The sequence below is a fragment of the Acidovorax sp. DW039 genome (genome assembly GCF_037101375.1).
Classification (GTDB): Bacteria; Pseudomonadota; Gammaproteobacteria; order Burkholderiales; family Burkholderiaceae_C; genus Acidovorax.
In genome coordinates this window covers 464,447-484,272 of the sequence record NZ_AP029019.1, presented here as the reverse complement: position 1 = coordinate 484,272, position 19,826 = coordinate 464,447, and the positions used below count along the sequence as shown (strand labels likewise).

Here is a 19,826-nt window from a genome sequence, read left to right as displayed (position 1 = left end):
GGCAGGCCATGGCGTCTGTCCTGCACATGCCATGGTCACAGGGGGCGGTTCTCGTCACGGTCAGGCGGGCGGCGCTGGGGTGCCAGCAACACCCAGCTGGCCAGGGGCCAGAGTGCAGCTTCCAGCAGCGGAGCGAGCAACATCCACGCCCCTGGAAACACCCCGCCCGTCGCCATGCGCAGCACGGTTTCAATGCCATGAGCCAAGGCGAACAGCGGCAACACCTGCAGTGCCTGCGAAGGCACGCTGAACCACAGCAAGCGGCGGTGCATGGCGATGGCCCCGTAGGAGAGCACGGTGTAGGCCAGCGCATGCTGCCCCAGCAGTGCCGAATGGCCCACATCCATGCACAGGCCCAGCGCGAAGGCGACGCCCATGCCCACACGCAGCGGCTGGTGCACGCTCCAGAAGACGATGAGCACCATCAGCACATCGGGCTGCCAGGACCAGCGGCCCAGCGGCAGCAGATTGACGGCCAGCCCCACCAGCAGGCTCACCACGATGAACACGGGATTGGCTGGCAGCAGCAACTGCTGCCCACGCGGCATGATCATTTGCGCCCCCGCTTGTTCTGCACCACAGGAGCAGGTTCGGGGCGGGGCGGAAGGTTTTCGCCCAGCGGTTTGAGGACCATGACATGGCGCACGCCCTGCACCTGGGCCAGGGGCTTGCAATAGATGCGGGCAAAGGCGGAGTCGGCGCGCCGCTCCACATGCGCCACGCGTGCGACTGGCAGACCGGGAGGGTACACACCGTCCACACCGCTGGTGGTCAGCAGGTCGTCTTCCCGGATATCGGCGTTGGCCTGGATAAAGCGCAACTCGATTCCGCCGCCATGCTCGGCTGTCGGGTCGCCGTAGGCCACGGCACGGGCACCCGTGCGCACATTCAGCACCGGAATCGCCTGCTCGCGGTCAACCAGCAAGGTCACCTCGCTCACCAGCGGGAACACCCGCGTCACCTGGCCCAGCACGCCAGACTCATCCATGACCGGAACGCCCTGCTCTACACCGTGCATCTGGCCCTGGTCGATGACGACCCGGCGAGTGTAGGGATCCGGCGTGTCGTAAATCACCTGCGCAGCCTGGGCGGGTGTCTGCAGCCGGTCGCGCAGCGACAGCAGCTTGCGCAGCCGGATGTTTTCCTGGGCCAACTGCTCGGCTTGGTGGGCTTGCTGGGCCACGGCGACCAGCTTCTGGCTGGCGGCATCGGCGGCCGCCTGCGCGTCTTGCAGAGACTGGAAGTAACCCGAGCCTTGGCGAGCGAACTCCACCGGTTTGAACATCACCCACTGCAGCGGGTACAACGCGGCCCCCAGTGCCTGACGCACGGGGCCGGTAATCTGGAAGCGGGTGTCCGCCACCATCAGGAACAGCGCAAGCGCGCTGAACGCAGCCAAGCGCGACAAGGCCGAAGGGCCTTGTTTGAAGAAAGGTGGAGCGCTGCGCTCCAGGGTACCCAGCGGCATGTCAGTGATTCATAGCGCTCGGCGCTAGCCCCCAGGCCACCGGTCGCGTCCTTTCGACTGCCGCAGCATGCCATGCGGCGAGAACGGAAGGAAGCGGCGCAGCCGCGCAGGGGATAGATGCATTACTCGCTGGTAAAGATGCTGCCCAGGCGGTCCATGCGCTCCAGCGCAATACCGCAGCCACGCACCACGCAGGTCAGCGGGTCTTCGGCCACCAGCACGGGCAGACCGGTTTCTTCAGCCAGCAGGCGGTCCAGATCACGCAACAGTGCGCCGCCACCCGTCAGCATCATGCCGCGGTCAGAAATGTCGGCACCCAGCTCGGGAGGCGTCTGCTCCAGCGCGTTCTTGACGGCCGAGACAATCTGGTTGAGCGGATCGGTCAGGGCTTCCAGCACTTCGTTGCTGGAGATGGTGAAGCTGCGTGGCACACCTTCAGACAGGTTGCGCCCCTTGACTTCCATCTCGCGAACTTCAGAGCCGGGGAAGGCGGAACCGATGTTCTTCTTGATGGCTTCTGCCGTAGGCTCACCAATCAGCATGCCGTAGTTGCGACGGATGTAGTTGATGATGGCTTCGTCAAACTTGTCGCCACCCACGCGCACACTGCCCTTGTAGACCATGCCGCCCAGCGAGATCACGCCCACTTCCGTGGTACCGCCGCCGATGTCGACCACCATGGAGCCGGAGGCCTCAGAGACGGGCAAGCCAGCGCCGATACCGGCGGCCATGGGCTCTTCGATCAGGTAGACAGCGGTGGCACCTGCGGCTTCGGCGGCGTCCTTGATGGCGCGGCGCTCCACCTGGGTCGAGCCGCAAGGCACGCAGATGATGATGCGCGGGCTGGGGGTGAACAGCGTGCGGGGGTGCACCATCTTGATGAACTGCTTGATCATCTGCTCGGTGATCACGAAGTCGGCAATCACGCCGTCTTTCATGGGCCGGATGGCTTCGATGTTGCCGGGCACCTTGCCCAGCATGGCCTTGGCTTCGTGGCCTACGGCCTGGATGACCTTCTTGCCGTGGGGACCACCCTCGTGGCGGATGGCGACCACCGAGGGCTCGTCCAGCACGATGCCCTTGTCGCGGGCGAAGATGAGGGTGTTGGCTGTGCCAAGGTCAATGGCAAGGTCGGTGGAGAAGTACCGACGGAAAGCTCCGAACATTCAAGAATCCTCTCAGGCACGGCATGCACGTCGGCCTGCCATCGCCGGGTGTATCTGGGAGTGGTGGGGGGTCAAACTACGCTTTTTTCGCACAATGACCGGCTGAAAAGAGGGTATTGCGGCAAAGCCGGGATAATACTCCATCCCCTGTGAATAACTCCCTCCGGCATGACCTGGATCACAGGTTTACATCTGGTATCCCGACAAATATTTTCCTTATGGCACTGACCCCTCAGGACATCGGTCGCATCGCTAATTTGGCGCGACTGGAGCTCACACCCTCAGAAAGTGAGCGCATGCTCTCTCAATTGAACGGTTTTTTCGATGTTGTGGAGCAGATGCGGGCTGTGGATACCCAAGGGATCGAGCCCCTGGCACACCCCGTTGCAGCCATCCAGGACGTGGCTTTGCGTTTGCGCGAAGACATTGCCAGCGAGCCCAACCAGCGCGAAGCCAACCAGAAGAGCGCACCCGCTGTCGAGCGCGGCCTGTTCCTGGTGCCCAAAGTGATCGAGTAAGTCCATGACCCACCCATCCACTGCATTGCACGACCTGAGCGTGACCGAGCTGGCACGCCAACTGCGCGAGCGCCAGGTTTCCGCCGTCGAGGCCGCCCAGCATTTCTTGGCGCGCGCCAAGGAACACACCTCTCTGGGCGCGTTTGTTGCCCTGAATGAAGAAGCCACGCTGGCGCAGGCCCAAGCGGCCGACGCACGTATCGCCGCCGGAACCGCGGGTACCCTGGAAGGCGTGCCTATCGCGCACAAAGACATCTTTGTGACTAAAGATTTTCCCAGCACTGCCGGCTCCAGGATGCTGGCAGGCTACCAGTCGCCTTTTGATGCCACCGTGGTCACCAAGCTGGCCGACGCGGGTGCCGTCACCTTGGGGAAGCTCAACTGCGACGAGTTCGCCATGGGCTCGGCCAACGAGAACTCTGCCGTAGCCCCCGTCGGCTTTGATACCCCCGCACCCGTGCGCAACCCCTGGGCCACCGACCGCATTCCTGGCGGCTCATCCGGCGGCAGCGCCGTGGCCGTGGCTGCGCGCCTGGCCCCTGCCGTCACCGGCACCGATACCGGCGGTTCGATTCGCCAGCCCGCATCGTTCTGCGGCATCACCGGCATCAAGCCCACCTATGGCCGCGCCAGCCGCTACGGCATGATCGCGTTTGCCTCCAGCCTGGACCAGGCTGGCCCCATGGCACGCTCGGCAGAAGACTGCGCGCTGCTGCTGTCCGCCATGTGCGGTCCCGACCCGGACCGCGACTCCACCAGCCTGGATGTGCCCGCCGAAAACTTCAGCGCCAAGCTCAATGACAGCATCGATGGCCTGCGCATCGGCATCCCTGCCGAGTTCTTCGGCGAAGGGCTTGCCCCCGATGTGCGCGCCGCTGTGGACAGTGCGCTCAAGGAATACGAGAAGCTCGGCGCCAAGCTCGTGCCCATCACGCTGCCTCGCACCGAACTGTCGATTCCCGTCTACTACATCATCGCGCCCGCCGAGGCCTCGTCCAACCTCAGCCGCTTTGACGGTGTGAAGTTCGGCCACCGCGCCAAGGATTACACCGACCTGGTGGACATGTACAAGAAGACCCGCGCCGAAGGCTTTGGCGACGAGGTCAAGCGCCGCATCATGATCGGTGCCTACGTGCTCTCCCACGGCTACTACGACGCCTACTACCTGCAGGCCCAGAAGATTCGTCGCATGATTGCCGACGACTTCCAGAACGCCTTCAAGGAATGCGATGTGATCGCTGGCCCCGTAGCCCCCACCGTGGCCTGGAAGCTGGGCGAGCATGGCAACGACCCGCTGGCCGACTACCTGGCCGACATCTTCACCCTGCCCGCATCGCTGGCAGGCCTGCCCGGCATGAGCGTGCCTGCTGGCTTTGGTGAAGGCGGCATGCCCGTGGGCCTCCAGCTGATCGGCAACTACTTCCAGGAAAGCCGACTGCTCAACGCCGCGCACCGCCTGCAGCAAGCCACCGACTTCCACCTGCGCAGCCCGCTCTGAAAACCATAGCAGCTTGCGCTCTATCGGCGTCACTTGTGCAGCCAATGCATTGGAAACCGCCGCACAACCAGCGCAAGCAGCTCACTTATTGATAGCAAGGACAGATCCATGTCTGCCAAACTGATCCAGGGTTACGAAGTCGTCATCGGCTTTGAAACCCACGCCCAGCTCGCCACAAAGAGCAAGATTTTCAGCCGCGCCAGCACCGCGTTCGGTGCTGAGCCCAACACCCAGGCCTGCCCCGTGGACCTGGCCCTGCCCGGCACGCTGCCTGTGATGAACCGCGAGGCGGTGGCCTGCGCCATTCGCCTGGGCCTGGCCCTGGGCTCGCACGTTGCGCCGCGCAGCATCTTTGCCCGCAAGAACTACTTCTACCCCGACCTGCCCAAGGGCTACCAGATCAGCCAGTTTGAAATCCCGGTGGTGCAGGGCGGCGAGGTGTCGTTCTTCCTGGGCGACGAGAAGAAGACTGTGCGGCTAGTGCGCGCCCACCTCGAAGAAGACGCGGGCAAATCGCTGCACGAAGACTTCATCGGCCAGAGCGGCATCGACCTCAACCGCGCGGGCACGCCGCTGCTGGAGATCGTGACCGAGCCCGACATCCGCAGCAGTGAAGAAGCCGTGGCCTATGCCAAGGAGCTGCACAAGATCGTGACCTGGATCGGCATCTGCGACGGCAACATGCAGGAGGGCTCGTTCCGCTGCGACGCCAACGTCTCCGTGCGCAAGCCCGGCGCGCCGCTGGGCACCCGCCGAGAGATCAAGAACCTGAACTCGTTCAAGTTCATGCAGCAGGCGATTGACTACGAGATCCGCTGGCAGATCGAGCAGATTGAAGACGGCCACGCCATCCAGCAGGCCACCGTGCTGTTCGACCCCGACACGGGCGAAACCCGCGCCATGCGCACCAAGGAAGACGCGGCGGACTACCGCTACTTCCCCGACCCCGACCTGCCGCCGCTCGTTATCGCACCCGAATGGATCGAGCGCGAACGTGCGCAGATGCCTGAGCTGCCACGCGCCATGGCCGCGCGCTTTGTGGCCGACTATGGTCTGCCCGAGTACGACGCCACCACGCTCACCCAGAGCAAGGCCATGGGTGCCTACTTTGAAGCCGCCGCCAAGGTATGCGGCCAGCCCAAGCTGGCCAGCAACTGGGTGATGGGCGAACTGTCACGCCGCCTGAACATGGAAGAGATTGCCATCGAGCAGGCCAAGGTCAGCAGCACGCAGCTGGGCGCGCTGATCCAGCGCATCAACGACGGCACGATCAGCAACAACGCGGCCAAGCAGGTGTTTGATGTGTTGTGGAGCGGCGAAGGCAGCGACGTGGACGCCGTCATCGAAGCCAAGGGCCTCAAGCAGATGAACGACTCCGGCGCGCTGGAGAAGATCATCGATGAAGTGATTGCCGCCAACCCCGACAACGTGGCGCAGTACAAGGCAGGCAAGGACAAGGCGTTCAACGCCCTGGTGGGTCAGGCCATGAAGGCCTCCAAGGGCAAGGCCAACCCCGCGCAGGTCAACGAGATGCTCAAGGCCAAGCTGGCAGGCTGATCGGATGTGAGGTTGAAGGGTTCGCTGCCCTTCTTCCGTCCTCCCATGACAAAAGCCCCTCGTGCTCGCACGGAGGGGCTTTTTTGTTGCGCACTGCACAGTGATCGCAGGAGTGCAGGCGGATGAATGTTGCGAAAAAAGCGGGATGCCAGAAGGTTCAGCGAGCGGCTGGAGTGACTGCGGACGCAGCGCCCGGCAGCTGCACAGGTTTGTAGGTCTCCCACAGCACCTTCAGGCGGGCCAGTTCCGTATCGAACTTCTGGTTCACCTTGCGCTTTTCCTGCTCCTGCCCGGCCACAAAGCGCTGCTGCTCGGCAATGCTGTCTTCGTTCTCGGCAATCTTGCGGCGCAAGGTCATGGGGGCTTTGTTGGGGTCCTTTTTGTAGAACTCCATTTCCTGGTCCAGCTTCTTGCGCTCGTCACGCAAGTCCAGGATGCGCTTTTCAGCCGTGGCCGTAACGTCGTCCACCATCTGCAGGGCTGCGTTGCGCTCAACATCGTGCGCGGCCTTGTCGGGGTAGCGTGCGACCAGCGCGCGCTCGCGGCGACGCTCTTCCAGCACACGGGTGCGTTCTTCAGCTTCCCTGCGTTGCTGGGCTTCCAGCTGGGCCCGCTCCACGTCGGAGAGCGAGGGGCCGATCTGGCGACGGGTGACACCCGAAGGACTGAGTTCGCGTTGCTCGCGGTCCAGACATTCGGGAATGGGACGGTCTGCCGTCAGGCGGCGGCCGTTCTTGTCAACGCAGGTGTAAATCCCCTGGGCAGAGGCAAGCGCAGGGATGCTCGCCCACAGCGCTACACCCACCACACTCGCCGCCCATTTTTTCAAGTTCCTTATCCTTCATTGACGCCATATTTCTGGCGATATGCAGAGACCCGTTCGTGATGGACGCGCATCTCCGCCCCCCCATTTTTGGAGAGATAAAGCAATAAATCTGCCAGCTTGGCAATGGCACACACCTGCATGCCCAATTGGTGGCGAACGTACTGCACCGCGCTGTAGTCCACGTCCACGCCATTTTCAGTGGCTTTTTCCTGGCGGTCCAGCGCGATGGCTACGGCATAAGGAGTCGCACCAGCGGCCTTGATGATGGCAATCGATTCACGCGCTGCGGTGCCGGCAGACATCACGTCGTCCACGATCAGCACACGGCCCTTGAGGGGTGCGCCGACCAGCGTGCCACCCTCGCCGTGGTCCTTGGCCTCCTTGCGGTTATAGGCAAAGGGCACGTTGCGCCCCAGGCGAGCCAGCTCCACGGCCACGGTGGCGGCCAGGGGAATGCCCTTGTAGGCGGGGCCAAAAATCATGTCGAATTCGATGCCGCTGGCCAGCAGGGCTTTTGCATAGAATTCCGCCAGACGGCCCAGCTTGGCTCCGTCGTCAAACAAGCCTGCGTTGAAGAAATAGGGGCTGATCCGCCCTGCCTTGGTCTTGAATTCACCGAACCGCAAGACCCCTGCTTCCACGGCCAAACGTACAAAATCCTGCGCCAAAGCGCCTTCGTCCACAGCCTGCGCGCCAACATCCACCATGGGAAATTCCTTGTTCAAATTAACCAGCCTCAACCTCAATGGCATCCGTTCGGCTACCAGCAAAGGCGTGGAGAGCTGGATAGCCACCACGCGGCCGGATTGTATTTGCGTGCAGGAAGTGAAGGCCCAGGCGGCCGATGTGGCCACGCGCTTTGAAGAGCTGGCAGGCCTCAAGGGCCACTTCCACTTTGCGCAGAAGAAGGGCTATTCGGGCGTGGGCGTTTACACCCGCCACGAGCCTTCAGACGTGGTGGTGGGCTACAACTCGCCCGAGTTCGACCCGGAAGGCCGCTACGTGGAACTGCGCTTTGACACCCCTGCGCGCAAGCTGTCCATCATCAGCGCCTACTTCCCCAGCGGCTCCTCGGGCGAAGACCGCCAGCAAGCCAAGTTTCGGTTTCTGGCAGAGTTTTATCCGCACCTCATGCAACTCAAGGCGGAGCGCGACTTCATCCTGTGCGGCGACATCAATATTGCCCACCAGAACATTGACCTGAAAAACTGGCGCAGCAACCAGAAGAACAGCGGTTTCCTGCCCGAAGAACGGGCCTGGATGACAAAATTGTTAGACACAAGTGGCGAAGGAGGCGGGCTGGTGGACGTTTACCGTCAGTTACAACCTGCCACCACGGAGACTGCCTACACATGGTGGAGCAACCGGGGCCAGGCGTATGCCAACAACGTGGGCTGGCGTCTGGACTACCACCTGGCGACGCCCGCCATGGCCACGCTGGCGCGCACAGAGTCCATCTACAAGGGTGAGAAATTCTCTGACCACGCGCCCATCACGATGGAGTATGAATTGCAGCTGTGATTCGCGCGCGTCGCTCACAGCGCGTTCACAAACATCCGCGTCGCCTCCAACCCGGCAGGCGTCCAGTGCAGGGCGGGTGACATTGCCTTGATCAGCAACTCCTGCCGTTCCACACCTTTCGCGGACCGGATGCGCTCGCGAAAAGCAACCAGGTCGAGGTCAGCCAATGGCGTGGAAGGCGCTGCAGTGTGGCCCTTGCCTGGGGCGGACCGTGCATGGCCTGCCAGATGCCGCACCCGGCCTTTCACCGCTTGCCCTGCGTCCTGCGGCCGATCCCCTTCAATCCAGTCGCGCAGGACTTGAAGCTCATAGGCTGAAAACACGCCCCACATCGGAGCCCGGTCCCCCTGCAGCAGGCTCCAGAATCGGCTCCGCTCTGCGGGCTTGTGGCGCTCAATCCAACCCGTGCCTTGCAGCGCCTGCAGAAAAGCAGGCATTTCTGCGGGAGCGGCCAACCAGTCGTTGATGAGCCGCCCGTCAATCCGGCACAGATGGGAATGCGCTCCCTGCCCTGCCACCGCCTTGCGGGCCAGAATGCGCTGCACCTCGTGGTCCAGATCAAAGGACGCGATCACATCCAGCGTTCCCCACCCGCAGTTGCCCAGCCGCGCCCCTGCCCTTACCCGCGCCCAGTAATCCCTGCCTTGCCCAAAGCGGGGCGCCAGCTCGGCGGCGGCCTGGCAGGCCCGCCAAGCGTGGCCGGTGTCAGAGTTGTCGACCGTGACATGCAAGGTGAAGTAATACGGGTCCAGACCCAGCTCCTTCAACTCATAGGCCGTGATGAGCAGGTGCAAAGGCAGCTGCTCGTAGCCCAGATTGAAGCCCACGATTTCCGGCAGGAAGCGCTCCGCATTCCACCCCAGCGCACACTGCACCAGGCCTTGCTCGTAGAGGTGATCGTCCAGATCTCCTTGCGCATCCAGCCCGTAGCGGGCCAGCAGGTGGCGGTACAGCAAGACATGGTTCTTGGCCGGGTCGCCCTCGCCCAGTTCCTCCACATAGGTCGTCACCAGGCCTCGCAGGCGGGGGTTGGCGACCCCTTCACACAGGCCGTACAGCCAAGCCCCGTCCACCAGCTTGGTGGGCGCCACTTGGCGCAGGAAGAACAGCGCGTGAGACCGGTTCCTGAAATAGCGGCGCGAGGCGCCCTCACGCCGTTCCTGCAGGTACTGTTGGTACGCCGCCAGCACCCGCTTCGCGCTGGTCTGCATCCATTTCACACACGCTGCAGGATCGTCCGGAATCTCGTCTGCCTCGCCTGCATACGCGTCCAGCTTGTCCGCCAGCCAGTCCGCAGCGGTTTCACGGTCCTTGGCAGATGGCATGCCATCCGCCAGTCGTTGATACAAAGGTTTCCAACGCCCGCCCGTATCGGCTGTGCGACGTTCCGGCTCACACGCGTGTTCGGGCACAAGGTAGAGATGCGAGGGGTGCGGGGCAGAGGGCATGGAAGAGTGAGGTGATGACAGGAGCCCAGCATCGCGCACGGTCACCACGCTCTGCATCGGCCTGCGCCGGTGCTGGCTGTGCGGGCTCTCCTACGCAAGCTGGCTACGCCAGGTAACCCCAGCGTCGCAACTGCTGCCACTGCCCACCGCGCCCCACCCGTTCGCCAATGTCGTGCCGATAGCGCAGGTTGGGCACCACCACAGCCTGCGCTGCACGCAAGGCTTTTGCATTGGCGGCAGCGGGTGTCGGCCCCACACCCGTGGCAACGCCTACATAGCCAGAGACACCACTGGTCACCAGCTGCCCGTCGGTCATCTCCACCTCCGCAAAGTGCAGATGGGCTTGAGCCTGCACATCGTTGTCCAGCACGCACACCGGAAGGCCTTTGGAGAGGGTTTCGTACCCATACGAATAGGGGAACGGTGGCACCGTGAGCACCACGCCCGCAGCAAACCCCGCACGGGTGGCCACCTGCAGGCGGCTTTGGTGGACCATGCTGGCAAAGATGCGCTCCCAGGGCTCCGTGTGCAAAGCCTCGCAGATCGCATAGCCCGGGTAACCGAACCGGCTGGTGAACTCCAGGGGCCACAAGCCGTGTTCATTGGCAATGAGGTTGACGTTGATGTAGCCGCAGTACCCACCGTCTCGCAACACCTCGGTCAGCGGTTGCAGCACCGTGCGGAACAAGCTCTGCGAAAAGCGATACGAAACAATGGTGCCCATCTCGCCGGTCAACTCGCCCAGGTCGCCGGGGAAGAACCGCTTGTGCTCAAAATCCACGCAGGCCGGTTGCAGAAACGCCTGACCGTTGAAGTACGCCCCCACGCCCACTTCAATCCCTTCCAAGTAGTCCATCAACACAAAGTCAACGCTGCGCGCCGCAAGGGCTGAGGGGTGATCTTGTGCCTGAAGCTGCCCGTGTAGGTGCCGCAGTAGAGCCACCACATCCAGCCCCTGCCCGTGCACGCCCACATAGTTGCGTGTGCGCAAGGCATGGGCACCGTTGAACTTGAGCACATAGCGCCCAGGGCGACGGGCCACAAAATCAGCCGCGGCTTCGCAATCCTGAAAGTGATGGCTGGCAGCCGTTTTCAAGCCCGCCTGGCGCAGAATCGACTGGCCAAACTCGCGGTCCGCCTCCAGGCGATCACCCAGCGCACTGCCTCCCACCACCTGGAAACCTTCGCGGCGCAAGGCGTCCTGTGCAGCGCCCTGGTCAGCCGTCTCAAAAAGAACCATGCCCTCGTCAGGGGCAGCCCGCAGCCAGCCCAGCTCCCGCTGCCAGTCATCAGTGAACTGGAGCATGCCTGCAAACACATCGCGGCAGGCCGGATCGCGCACATGCACGCGCACCTCATGCCCGCGCTGCACCAAGCCGTGGTACATCGCGGCCAGGTCGTTGCTCTCGCCAACGCCCAGAAACCTCACGGCTTGCGCACCACCAGGCCTACCGCGGCAATCCGGTCCACATCGGCGTAGACACTGCCCAGCAGCTCTTCACCGAACACGTCCGGGTCCAGCTCTTCATAACTCCAGCGGACCTCCTGGGTCTGCAAAAAGTCCCGCGCCTCGTCTTTCAGGGCGTCCACGCCGTTCTGGATGGCGCTGCCGGTGTACAGGATGAGACGCCCACCGGGTGCAAGGTGCTGCAGCCCTTCGCGCAGGATGCGCAGCGACAACTGCTCGCCCCAGCGGCCACCGCCGTGGCGGTACAGACGGCCTGCCAAGTCATTCAGGTAAGGCGGGTTCGCCAGAATCACGTCCATCTCGCCCTGCACCCCGCCAAACAGATCGCCGAGCTGCAACGTCACCGGCGTTGCGCCTGCCAGCTCGCAACTGACATGGGCAAAGTCCAGGGCCACGGGGTTGATGTCTGCCAGCGTGAGCTGCGGGGCGTCCCACAACACGCCCCCTGAGCCAGCCACCAGCCCCCCGGCCCCGGTGCCGCAGCACACATCCAGAATGCGCGGCGGCGCGCGCCACAGCACCGATTTCAGCTCGCGCTGGATCAGGGCCGCAAAGCGGTAGGTATCGGGCCCAAAAAACACCGACTGGTTCCCCACCGTGGGGAAGGAAGAGTGCGGAAACAGAAACTGCCCCAGCGTGGCAAAGCGCACCCGGCTGTGCCAGAGGCCCTCCTCATCGGCCGTCAACAGCCCCGCGTCCGCCATCTCTTGCACCACGGCTTCAGGCAACACGCCCGCCTCACGCTGGAAGGGCAAGTTCCAGCCAAACACATCACGCACCGAGCGCGCCACCTGCCCCGCACGGTGACTCAGAACGATTTCATGGGTTGCCGGGGTGACGGTGACGAACTCATAGCCCGTAGCCTGCAGCCACTGGCCTGTGTGCAACAAGGCACTGCGAAGAAGCGAAGAATCCTGCGCGGCTACCGTCATGAAAGGCCCAATTTGCTAAAGCCCTCATGCTGCACAGCTCTACCGCACGCCGATGTAGGACGCGAGCGCTTGGCGGCGTGGTGGACACCGCCATCACCGCAAACTGCGCCGACTCGCTTGAAACGTATGATTTAGGGCTCTGGCGCTCATATTCATTGCGCAAGCAGCTATTATTTTTATAGCTATTGCTTCTGGCGCTGACCCGCAGCCGTACTCCCTTCAGGCCGGATCTTGTCGTCTTTCTCATGGATGACGTCCCGCCCCACGCGTGACGAAGGCTTGCGAAAAGCGTGTTCCTCCACCGCGCCCTGCCGGTGGCCTGAGGAGTCCACCGCATCGATGGGGCCTACACCCGGCACTTCGCCCCCTGGGCGGTTGGCATAGACATCCGACACCGTCGCGTTTTCGTACTTCAGGCCGTAATGGTTGTAATCGGGCTTGGCCTTGGGTTGCTGGCTCATGGGATTTTTCCTTTCTCTGCATGCCGATCAATGCAGAGCGGATTCCACCGCCCTGCACCGCAGGCCTGATGTCTTATCGCTTGCTGGAGTCCAGCTTTTGCGCCATCTCCAGGTGGTGGCGCAAGGTGGAGAGCTTTTCAGCGGCAAACGCCTTGATGTCCTTGTCCTGCGCGTTGGCGGCGGCCTTTTCAAACAAGGCCACGGTCTGCTTGTGCGCCTTGACGCCCATTTCCTGCACGTAGCGTCGCTCAAACTCCGCATCCTTCATCGCGCCCAGCTTGCGGATGGTCTCGGCCTGCTGCCTGGATGGCTCGGTGGGAGCCTCCATGCCTTTGGATCGGGCCAGAGTGGCCAACTCCTGACCGGTGCGGGTGTGGTCTTCGATCATTTGCGTGGCAAAGTCCTTGACCTCCTTGCGCTGTGCCTTTTGCAGCGCCAGTTGCGAGCTGGCGATTTCCGCCTGCCCGCCTTGGGCAGCCTCGGTCACGAAGCGCTGGTCCATGGAGGCACCCTTGCCTTCACGCGGCTGCGCCAGGGCGTGCACACAGGCGGCAGACACAGCGGCCAGGGCCAGGAATCGGAAGCAGGTTTTGAGTTTCATGAGGCAGGCTCCTTTCAATAGAAGCCTTGAGGGTGCGGCCCGCCTCCAGCGCAAAGGGTAGGACGAAGGCCAGCCAGCGCTGCGCACGCTCCTACACACACCCGCGTGCAGTAGGCCTACGGTGTCAGCACCACCTTGCGGCACTCTTCTTCCTTGCCTTCGAATACCTCGTACCCCCGCACGGCATCAGCCAGCGACATGCGGTGCGAAATGATCAGCTCAGGCCGCATCAGCCCCTGTGCGATGTACTCCAGCAGCTCCGGCATGTACCTCTGCACATGGGTCTGGCCCATCTTGAAAGTCAGCCCCTTTTCAAAAGCATCACCAAACAGAAAACCGTGGATGAAGCCTGCGTACACGCCCGGCACGCTAACGACGCCGCCTCTGCGGGTGGCCGCAATGCACTGGCGCAAGGCCTTGCCGCTGGAGCCTTCGAGCTTGACGGCCGTGAGCACCGTCTCCAGCGCACTGCCCTTGGCCTCAAAGCCTACGGCTTCAATGGTGGCGTCCACGCCGCGCCCCTGGGTGGCCTCGAGAATCACCTCGGCGGGGTCTTCCTCGCGGTCAAAGTTGATGGGGATGACGCCATAGGTCTCACCCGCAAAGCGCAGACGGTAGTCGTTGTGGTCCACCATGAAGATGGTTTCTGCGCCCAGAAAGCGCGCACACATGGCACTCATCAGGCCTACTGGTCCCGCGCCAAAGATGGCGACTGAAGACCCGCGGCCCACCTGGGCGTTCACCACCGCCTGGTAGCCCGTGGGCAGAATATCTGAGAGGAAGAGCACCTGCTCATCGCTGAGTGCCCCCGCCGGTATCTTGAGCGGCCCGACATTGGCCTTGGGCACCCGCACCAGCTCTGCCTGCCCGCCGCTGTAGCCGCCGTACAGGTGGCTGTAGCCAAACATGCCCGCGCCCGATGTAGCGCTCTTCTTGTTCAGAATCGCGCCCCGACCGGGGTTGGTGGTTTCACAGGCCGAGAACAAGGTTTTGGCGCAGAAAAAGCAGGTGCCGCAGGCAATGACAAAAGGCACCACCACACGGTCCCCGGGACGCAGGGCCTGCACGCCGGGGCCGACCTCTTCCACGATGCCCATGAACTCGTGCCCCAGCACATCGCCATCTTTCATGCCGGGAATCTTTCCGCGGTAGATGTGCAGGTCCGAGCCACAGATGGCCGTGGCCGTCACCCGCAGCACCACATCATCGGGTGCAGCAAGAATGGGGTCGGGCACAGTCTCTACCCGAACATCGCGGACACCTTGGTACGTCAGAGCCTTCATGGGATTTTCCTTGTGCTGTTGGGGATCTCATCAAGACAAGGCGGGCGCCCTGCTGGGCGGAATGTGCGCTGGCGCTGTAGCGGCCTGCGTAGGACAGCATCCCCTGCACGGGCCACCCTGCTTTTGCCGCATCACATCGCTGCCAAGATGGGGCTTCGTCCTACCTGCGGTGCGGGCGGTACTTCTTAGCCTCGGCGTCTCCTTTCCCTCACCTGCCGGAGACACCCATGACCCAGCCCAAGGACCCGCGTCCTGCCTCGCCCCACGATGACCCGAACACCGATGCCGCATTGACCATGGGAGCCCATCCCATGGACCGCGTAGCGGCCAAGCACCACCAGACGGACGAAGTGGCCTCTGCCATGCCCTTCAACCCCACCAAGCCGCTGGAGCATGGGTTTGAGCAAGGCGTCGCGCCCGTGGCGGGCAGCACGCAGCCCCTCACATCACGGCTGGTTTCAGGCAGCACGGTGTCGGAGATCAACACCAGCGCCAAGACGGGCGGGATCGCCCCCAGCGGAGCCACCAATCGCGTCGCCGCACTGGACCCGGTGCGCGCAGATTCCGAAGAGCGCGTTCTGACCACCAACCAGGGCGTGAAGGTGGCGGACAACCAGAACTCCCTCAAGTACGGGGTGCGTGGCCCGGCGCTGCTGGAAGACTTCATCCTGCGCGAGAAGATCACCCACTTTGACCACGAGCGCATTCCCGAGCGCATCGTGCACGCCCGGGGGTCGGCTGCGCACGGCTTTTTTGAATGCTATGAGCCGCTTACGGACCTCACGCGCGCCGCGCCCTTCCAGGCCGCCAAGAAGACCACGCCGGTGTTCGTGCGCTTTTCCACAGTGCAGGGTGAACGCGGCTCCAAGGACACTGCGCGCGATGTGCGCGGCTTTGCCGTCAAGTTCTACACCGACGAAGGCAACTGGGATCTGGTGGGCAACAACATCCCGGTGTTTTTCATCCAGGATGCGATGAAGTTCCCCGACCTGGTCCACGCCGTCAAGCCCGAGCCACACAACCAGATGCCCCAGGCGGCCAGCGCACACGACACGTTCTGGGATTTTGTCTCGCTGATGCCGGAGTCTGCCCACATGCTGACCTGGGTGATGTCCGACCGTGCCATCCCCCGCAGCTACGCCACGATGCAGGGTTTTGGTGTGCATACCTTCCGCCTGGTGAACGCGGCCGGGGAGTCGGTGTTCGTCAAGTTCCACTGGAGCCCCAAGGCCGGAACGCATTCACTGGTGTGGGACGAAGCCGTCAAGATCTCGGGGGCTGACCCCGACTACCACCGGCGCGATCTGTGGGAGCGTATCGAATCCGGTGCCTACCCCGAGTTTGAGCTGGGCATTCAGGTGTTCACAGAGGAGCAGGCCGAGCAGTTCAGCTTTGACATTCTGGACGCCACCAAGCTCATCCCTGAAGAGTTGATCCCAGTGCGCCCAGTGGGCCGCATGGTGCTCAACCGCAACCCCGACAACTTTTTTGCAGAAACCGAGCAGGTAGCGTTCTGCGCGGCGCACGTCATTCCGGGCATTGATTTTTCCAACGACCCCTTGCTGGCCGGGCGTATCCACTCGTATGTGGACACGCAAATCTCGCGGCTTGGGGGGCCCAACTTTCACGAGATACCGATCAATGCGCCGATTGCGCCGGTGCACAACAACCAGCGTGACGGCTTGCATCGGCAAACCATTCATCGGGGCAAGGTGTCTTACGAGCCCAACTCGCTTGCCGGGGGCTGCCCCTTTCAGGCTGGAGCTGCACAAGGGTTTGTGTCGGTTCCAGCGCGCATCCAGGCCCAGGAAGCGCAGGGCAAAGTGCGGGCCAAGCCTGAGAAATTTGCAGACCATTACACCCAGGCCAAGCTGTTCTTTGACAGCCAGACCCCTGTGGAAAAAGCCCACATTGCCAACGCCTTCCGGTTTGAGTTGAGCAAGGTGAGCGTGCCCGCTATCCGCACACGCATGGTGTCCATGCTGCGCAATGTGTCGGAAGACCTGGCGGTAGAGGTGGCAGCGGGCCTGGGAATCACGTCCATGCCAGAGCCCATGCCGCCCGCGCTGCCCAACCCCGCAGAACCAGAAGTGCGCCTGTCTCCAGCGCTTTCGCTGCTTTCACGGCCCGGAGAGGGCGGCATTGAAGGGCGCAAGATTGCCCTCATGGTGGCCGATGGCGTGGACGGACGCAGCGCCCTAGCCCTGCAGGCCGCTCTGTTCAGCGAAGGGGCGATGGCCCGCTTTGTTGCGCCCCGGGTGGGAGAGGTTGCCACGGCCGACGGCACAGCGCTGATGGCAGACGCATCGCTGGAAAGCGAGCCCGGCTTTCTGTTCGATGCAGTGGCCCTGCTGGCCGACAGCGACGCCAGTGTGGACGCACTCGTCAATGACGGTCGCGCGGTGGAGTTCATTCAGAACCAGTACCGCCATTGCAAGCCCATCCTGGTGATGCCCGGTTCTTCGGCACTGATGCTCAAGGCCCAGACCCCGGCCACCTTGCTCTCGGGTGAGCCCGACAGCGGAATCATCTATGGATCGGAAGATGGGTACACGGAGATGTTCATCGCCGCCATTGCCGCCCACCGCAACTTTGCCCGGGAAACCGATCCACCCCTGGTGTAACGCTGGCACTCGGCCGCCCGCCCTGCAGCACAACGCTGCGGGCGGTCTCTGACCCACTGGCTGCATGAGGTAACGCTTTGCCCACCGAAGGCTTTTCACTCGACGAAGCCCATACGCTGGAGCCCAGCCCCACCGTGCTGGTGCTGGTGGACTTCATCAACCCCATGCACTTCCCGGGCGCAGAGAATCTGGTGGACAATGCACTGCGGGCCGCGCAAGCCACTGCGCGCCTCAAGCGCAGGCTCTCGCGCCATGGCATCACCACCGTGTATGCCAACGACAACTATGGGGGCTGGCGCTCCGAGTTTCGCGAGCTGGTGGCCTACTGCCGCGACTTGCCGGGCGCGCGGGGTGAAATGGCACGGCTGCTGACGCCTGCGCCAGAGGACATCACCGTGCTCAAGCCCCGCCACTCGGCCTTTCACTCCACGCCACTGGAATATCTGCTGCGCCAGCTCCAAGCCCAGGAGCTGATCATTGCGGGGCTGGTCACCGACATGTGTGTGCACCTGACGGCCATGGATGCATACATGCGCGACTTTCAAGTCATCGTTCCCCGTGACTGCACCGCCGCTGAAAAGAATGCTTCCAAAGAAGCGGTGCTCGTCCAGCTGGCCGACGTGTTCCGCTGCAAAGTCCCACAAAGCTCCCGCATTTCAGTCCGCACGTTGGCTGCAGTGCAGGCCACCCGCTGATAGGCACAGCCGCCGCTGTCTTACAGGCGGGAGCAAAGGCGGGGGCGGTAATGGCAGCTTGCACGCAGTCCACGGGCTACCCACTGGTGCGCACGTACTCGTTGGCTCAGGGTGCCGCGGCGCTATCGCAGGTGCCCCTATCTGATTTTGGAGATCGTCCATGGAACATTCCACCCCCGGCGCAGGCTCTTCCACCAACCCTCAAGCGACCCAAGCCACCGCAGAGAAGCAGCAACGCATTCAGGCGGAACAACTGGAAAAAGACCAACAGCGCAGCCAGGAGTCTTCTGACAAATCGTCTCAAGATCAGCACAAAGCCCAGACACAGCCAGGCAACGAACAGCCCACACCTCCCCTGCCATCGCAGTCACTGCAGAAGCCAGGACACGAAAGCGAGATGCAACTGAAGCCGCGCTTTGAGGCGCCCCATTACCAGGGCAGCGGCAAGCTCGACGGGTTTGTGGTGCTCATCACGGGCGGCGACTCAGGTATTGGGCGCGCGGTGGCCGTGTTGTGCGCCCGTGAAGGCGCAGATGTGGCCATTGCCTACCTCAACGAACATGACGATGCCCGCCGCACTTGTGAGCTGATCGAAGCCGAAGGCCACCGCAGCATCGCCATTGCAGGTGACGTGAAGAATGCGGACTTCTGCCGCAAGACGGTGGAACAGGTGGTGGAGACTTTTGGCAAGCTCAATGTGCTGGTAAACAACGCTGCGTTTCAGGAGCATGCCGCGTCGCTGGAGGAGCTGTCGGAAGAGCGGTTTGAAGAGACGTTTCGCACCAACATCTTTGGCTACTTCCACATGACCAAGGCTGCCTTGCCTCATCTGAAGAAGGGAGACAGCATCATCAACACAGGCTCGGTCACCGGCATACGCGGCAGCAAGGAATTGCTGGACTACTCGGCCACCAAAGGTGCCATTCATGCCTTCACCAAGGCCATGGCCCAGAACGTAGCGGACAAGGGCATTCGCGTGAATGCCGTGGCGCCGGGGCCGGTGTGGACACCGCTGAACCCTGCAGACCGCCCTGCTGAAAAGATTGCCGAGTTCGGCAAGAGCACGGTTTTTGGGCGCCCCGCCCAGCCGGAAGAAATTTCCCCGGCCTACATCTTCCTGGCCTCTCCCTGCTGCTCCAGCTACATCACCGGCATGGTGCTGGGCATTACAGGGCAGGTTGGCGAGGGAGGTTGAGCCCCCGTCCTACAGCTATTGCAGTTGCGAAGGCGAACAATCGTGCGCGCCCCGACCCGGGGCTTTGCGCAATGGCATCAACACTGAGGTATGTACATGCATGACACGGCTCCCAAAAACTGGGGAACCAATCTCCAAAAAGCCCAGACCTTTGTGCCCGACTGGGACCAGTATGTGACGTCGAAAGTGAAGAACTTCCGGGCTGCGCTTCTGTCGGGCATGGAGACCTTTACCGAAGGCTCCTTCACCGTCCCTATGGCCATTGGCTTCATCGAACTGCTGGGCATGCGGGTGGGTGCGTTCCGCACCGTGCTGATGATCGGCTTTACCGACTCCTCCAAGGTGATGCGGCCCAGCTTTGAACTGCTGGACAACCGGGCCGTGGGCACCATCGTGCTGCCGTCCCAGTCCTTCGGGGCGGCGCTGCAGTTTGCGAGCAGCCCCACGGCGCATTTCCGCATTGGGGGCGATGGCCGGGGCAACGCGCTGGCCAACGATGTGACCTTGCTGGAGAGGGTGATCTCGTCCGTTGAAGAGCCTCAAACGGCCCGCTAGGCACCGCACC

Annotated in this window: 19 protein-coding genes; 8 read left to right on the top strand and 11 right to left on the bottom strand. The window is 62.9% G+C overall.

The window, feature by feature from the left end; translation table 11 throughout:
• Nucleotides 1-35: 35 nt before the first annotated feature.
• The 3 genes from mreD to AACH87_RS02120 all read right to left on the bottom strand — a co-directional run bounded on the left by mreD (nucleotide 36) and on the right by AACH87_RS02120 (nucleotide 2,634).
• Entirely contained in the window at nucleotides 36-554 is a 519-nt protein-coding gene (mreD, locus tag AACH87_RS02130) for a rod shape-determining protein MreD (protein WP_338797082.1), read from the bottom strand.
• Entirely contained in the window at nucleotides 551-1,468 is a 918-nt protein-coding gene (mreC, locus tag AACH87_RS02125; protein ID WP_338797081.1) for a rod shape-determining protein MreC, read from the bottom strand. Before mreC ends, mreD begins: the two co-directional genes overlap by 4 nt.
• Before the next feature lie 122 nt (nucleotides 1,469-1,590).
• Nucleotides 1,591-2,634 carry a rod shape-determining protein gene (locus AACH87_RS02120; RefSeq protein WP_099657536.1) on the bottom strand — a complete coding sequence of 348 codons (1,044 nt, stop codon included), beginning with the start codon at nucleotides 2,632-2,634 and terminating at the stop codon, nucleotides 1,591-1,593.
• Between the two features lie 218 nt (nucleotides 2,635-2,852).
• On the opposite strand from AACH87_RS02120, the gene gatC reads away from it, so the two are divergent.
• From gatC to gatB, 3 genes are all read left to right on the top strand, one after another.
• A complete protein-coding gene (gene gatC, locus AACH87_RS02115) occupies nucleotides 2,853-3,152 on the top strand; it encodes an Asp-tRNA(Asn)/Glu-tRNA(Gln) amidotransferase subunit GatC (protein ID WP_338797080.1) in 300 nt (99 codons plus the stop codon).
• Between the two features lie 4 nt (nucleotides 3,153-3,156).
• The gene (gene gatA, locus AACH87_RS02110; RefSeq protein WP_338797078.1) at nucleotides 3,157-4,650 is read left to right on the top strand and encodes an Asp-tRNA(Asn)/Glu-tRNA(Gln) amidotransferase subunit GatA; all 1,494 of its coding nucleotides are present in this window, start codon (nucleotides 3,157-3,159) and stop codon (nucleotides 4,648-4,650) included.
• Between the two features lie 108 nt (nucleotides 4,651-4,758).
• Nucleotides 4,759-6,207, top strand: a complete 1,449-nt coding sequence (gatB, locus tag AACH87_RS02105) for an Asp-tRNA(Asn)/Glu-tRNA(Gln) amidotransferase subunit GatB (protein WP_338797076.1) — start codon at nucleotides 4,759-4,761, stop codon at nucleotides 6,205-6,207.
• 157 nt (nucleotides 6,208-6,364) lie between these two features.
• Here the strand turns inward: gatB and AACH87_RS02100 are convergent, their stop codons facing one another.
• Both AACH87_RS02100 and pyrE read right to left on the bottom strand, forming a co-directional pair.
• Nucleotides 6,365-7,012 carry a DUF4124 domain-containing protein gene (locus AACH87_RS02100; RefSeq protein ID WP_338798825.1) on the bottom strand — a complete coding sequence of 216 codons (648 nt, stop codon included), beginning with the start codon at nucleotides 7,010-7,012 and terminating at the stop codon, nucleotides 6,365-6,367.
• Between the two features lie 29 nt (nucleotides 7,013-7,041).
• Nucleotides 7,042-7,740, bottom strand: a complete 699-nt coding sequence (gene pyrE, locus AACH87_RS02095; RefSeq protein ID WP_338797075.1) for an orotate phosphoribosyltransferase — start codon at nucleotides 7,738-7,740, stop codon at nucleotides 7,042-7,044.
• A gap of 10 nt (nucleotides 7,741-7,750) precedes the next feature.
• Here pyrE and AACH87_RS02090 point away from each other — a divergent pair, with 10 nt between their 5' ends.
• Nucleotides 7,751-8,554 (top strand): exodeoxyribonuclease III, encoded by an 804-nt coding sequence (locus AACH87_RS02090; protein WP_338797074.1) that lies wholly within the window; start codon nucleotides 7,751-7,753, stop codon nucleotides 8,552-8,554.
• A gap of 14 nt (nucleotides 8,555-8,568) precedes the next feature.
• Here the strand turns inward: AACH87_RS02090 and AACH87_RS02085 are convergent, their stop codons facing one another.
• From AACH87_RS02085 to AACH87_RS02060, 6 genes are all read right to left on the bottom strand, one after another.
• Complete coding sequence (locus AACH87_RS02085) at nucleotides 8,569-9,879, bottom strand: iron-containing redox enzyme family protein (RefSeq protein WP_338797073.1); 1,311 nt, start codon at nucleotides 9,877-9,879, stop codon at nucleotides 8,569-8,571.
• 226 nt (nucleotides 9,880-10,105) lie between these two features.
• Nucleotides 10,106-11,431: a phosphoribosylglycinamide synthetase C domain-containing protein gene (locus AACH87_RS02080; RefSeq protein WP_338797072.1), complete on the bottom strand. Its 1,326-nt coding sequence runs from the start codon at nucleotides 11,429-11,431 to the stop codon at nucleotides 10,106-10,108.
• Entirely contained in the window at nucleotides 11,428-12,402 is a 975-nt protein-coding gene (locus AACH87_RS02075) for a class I SAM-dependent methyltransferase (protein ID WP_338797071.1), read from the bottom strand. Before AACH87_RS02075 ends, AACH87_RS02080 begins: the two co-directional genes overlap by 4 nt.
• Before the next feature lie 182 nt (nucleotides 12,403-12,584).
• Nucleotides 12,585-12,863, bottom strand: coding sequence for a hypothetical protein (locus AACH87_RS02070; protein ID WP_338797070.1), 279 nt, complete (start codon nucleotides 12,861-12,863; stop codon nucleotides 12,585-12,587).
• 73 nt (nucleotides 12,864-12,936) lie between these two features.
• Nucleotides 12,937-13,464: a DUF4142 domain-containing protein gene (locus tag AACH87_RS02065; protein WP_338797069.1), complete on the bottom strand. Its 528-nt coding sequence runs from the start codon at nucleotides 13,462-13,464 to the stop codon at nucleotides 12,937-12,939.
• Nucleotides 13,465-13,580: 116 nt separating this feature from the next.
• Nucleotides 13,581-14,747 carry a zinc-dependent alcohol dehydrogenase gene (locus AACH87_RS02060; RefSeq protein WP_338797068.1) on the bottom strand — a complete coding sequence of 389 codons (1,167 nt, stop codon included), beginning with the start codon at nucleotides 14,745-14,747 and terminating at the stop codon, nucleotides 13,581-13,583.
• Nucleotides 14,748-15,043: 296 nt separating this feature from the next.
• Between AACH87_RS02060 and AACH87_RS02055 the strand changes: the two genes are divergently transcribed.
• From AACH87_RS02055 to AACH87_RS02040, 4 genes are all read left to right on the top strand, one after another.
• Nucleotides 15,044-17,371: a catalase gene (locus tag AACH87_RS02055; RefSeq protein ID WP_338798824.1), complete on the top strand. Its 2,328-nt coding sequence runs from the start codon at nucleotides 15,044-15,046 to the stop codon at nucleotides 17,369-17,371.
• 77 nt (nucleotides 17,372-17,448) lie between these two features.
• Nucleotides 17,449-18,066 carry an isochorismatase family cysteine hydrolase gene (locus AACH87_RS02050; RefSeq protein WP_338797067.1) on the top strand — a complete coding sequence of 206 codons (618 nt, stop codon included), beginning with the start codon at nucleotides 17,449-17,451 and terminating at the stop codon, nucleotides 18,064-18,066.
• Nucleotides 18,067-18,226: 160 nt separating this feature from the next.
• Nucleotides 18,227-19,261 carry an SDR family oxidoreductase gene (locus AACH87_RS02045; protein ID WP_338797066.1) on the top strand — a complete coding sequence of 345 codons (1,035 nt, stop codon included), beginning with the start codon at nucleotides 18,227-18,229 and terminating at the stop codon, nucleotides 19,259-19,261.
• A gap of 96 nt (nucleotides 19,262-19,357) precedes the next feature.
• The gene (locus AACH87_RS02040) at nucleotides 19,358-19,816 is read left to right on the top strand and encodes a hypothetical protein (RefSeq protein ID WP_338797064.1); all 459 of its coding nucleotides are present in this window, start codon (nucleotides 19,358-19,360) and stop codon (nucleotides 19,814-19,816) included.
• Nucleotides 19,817-19,826: the final 10 nt, after the last annotated feature.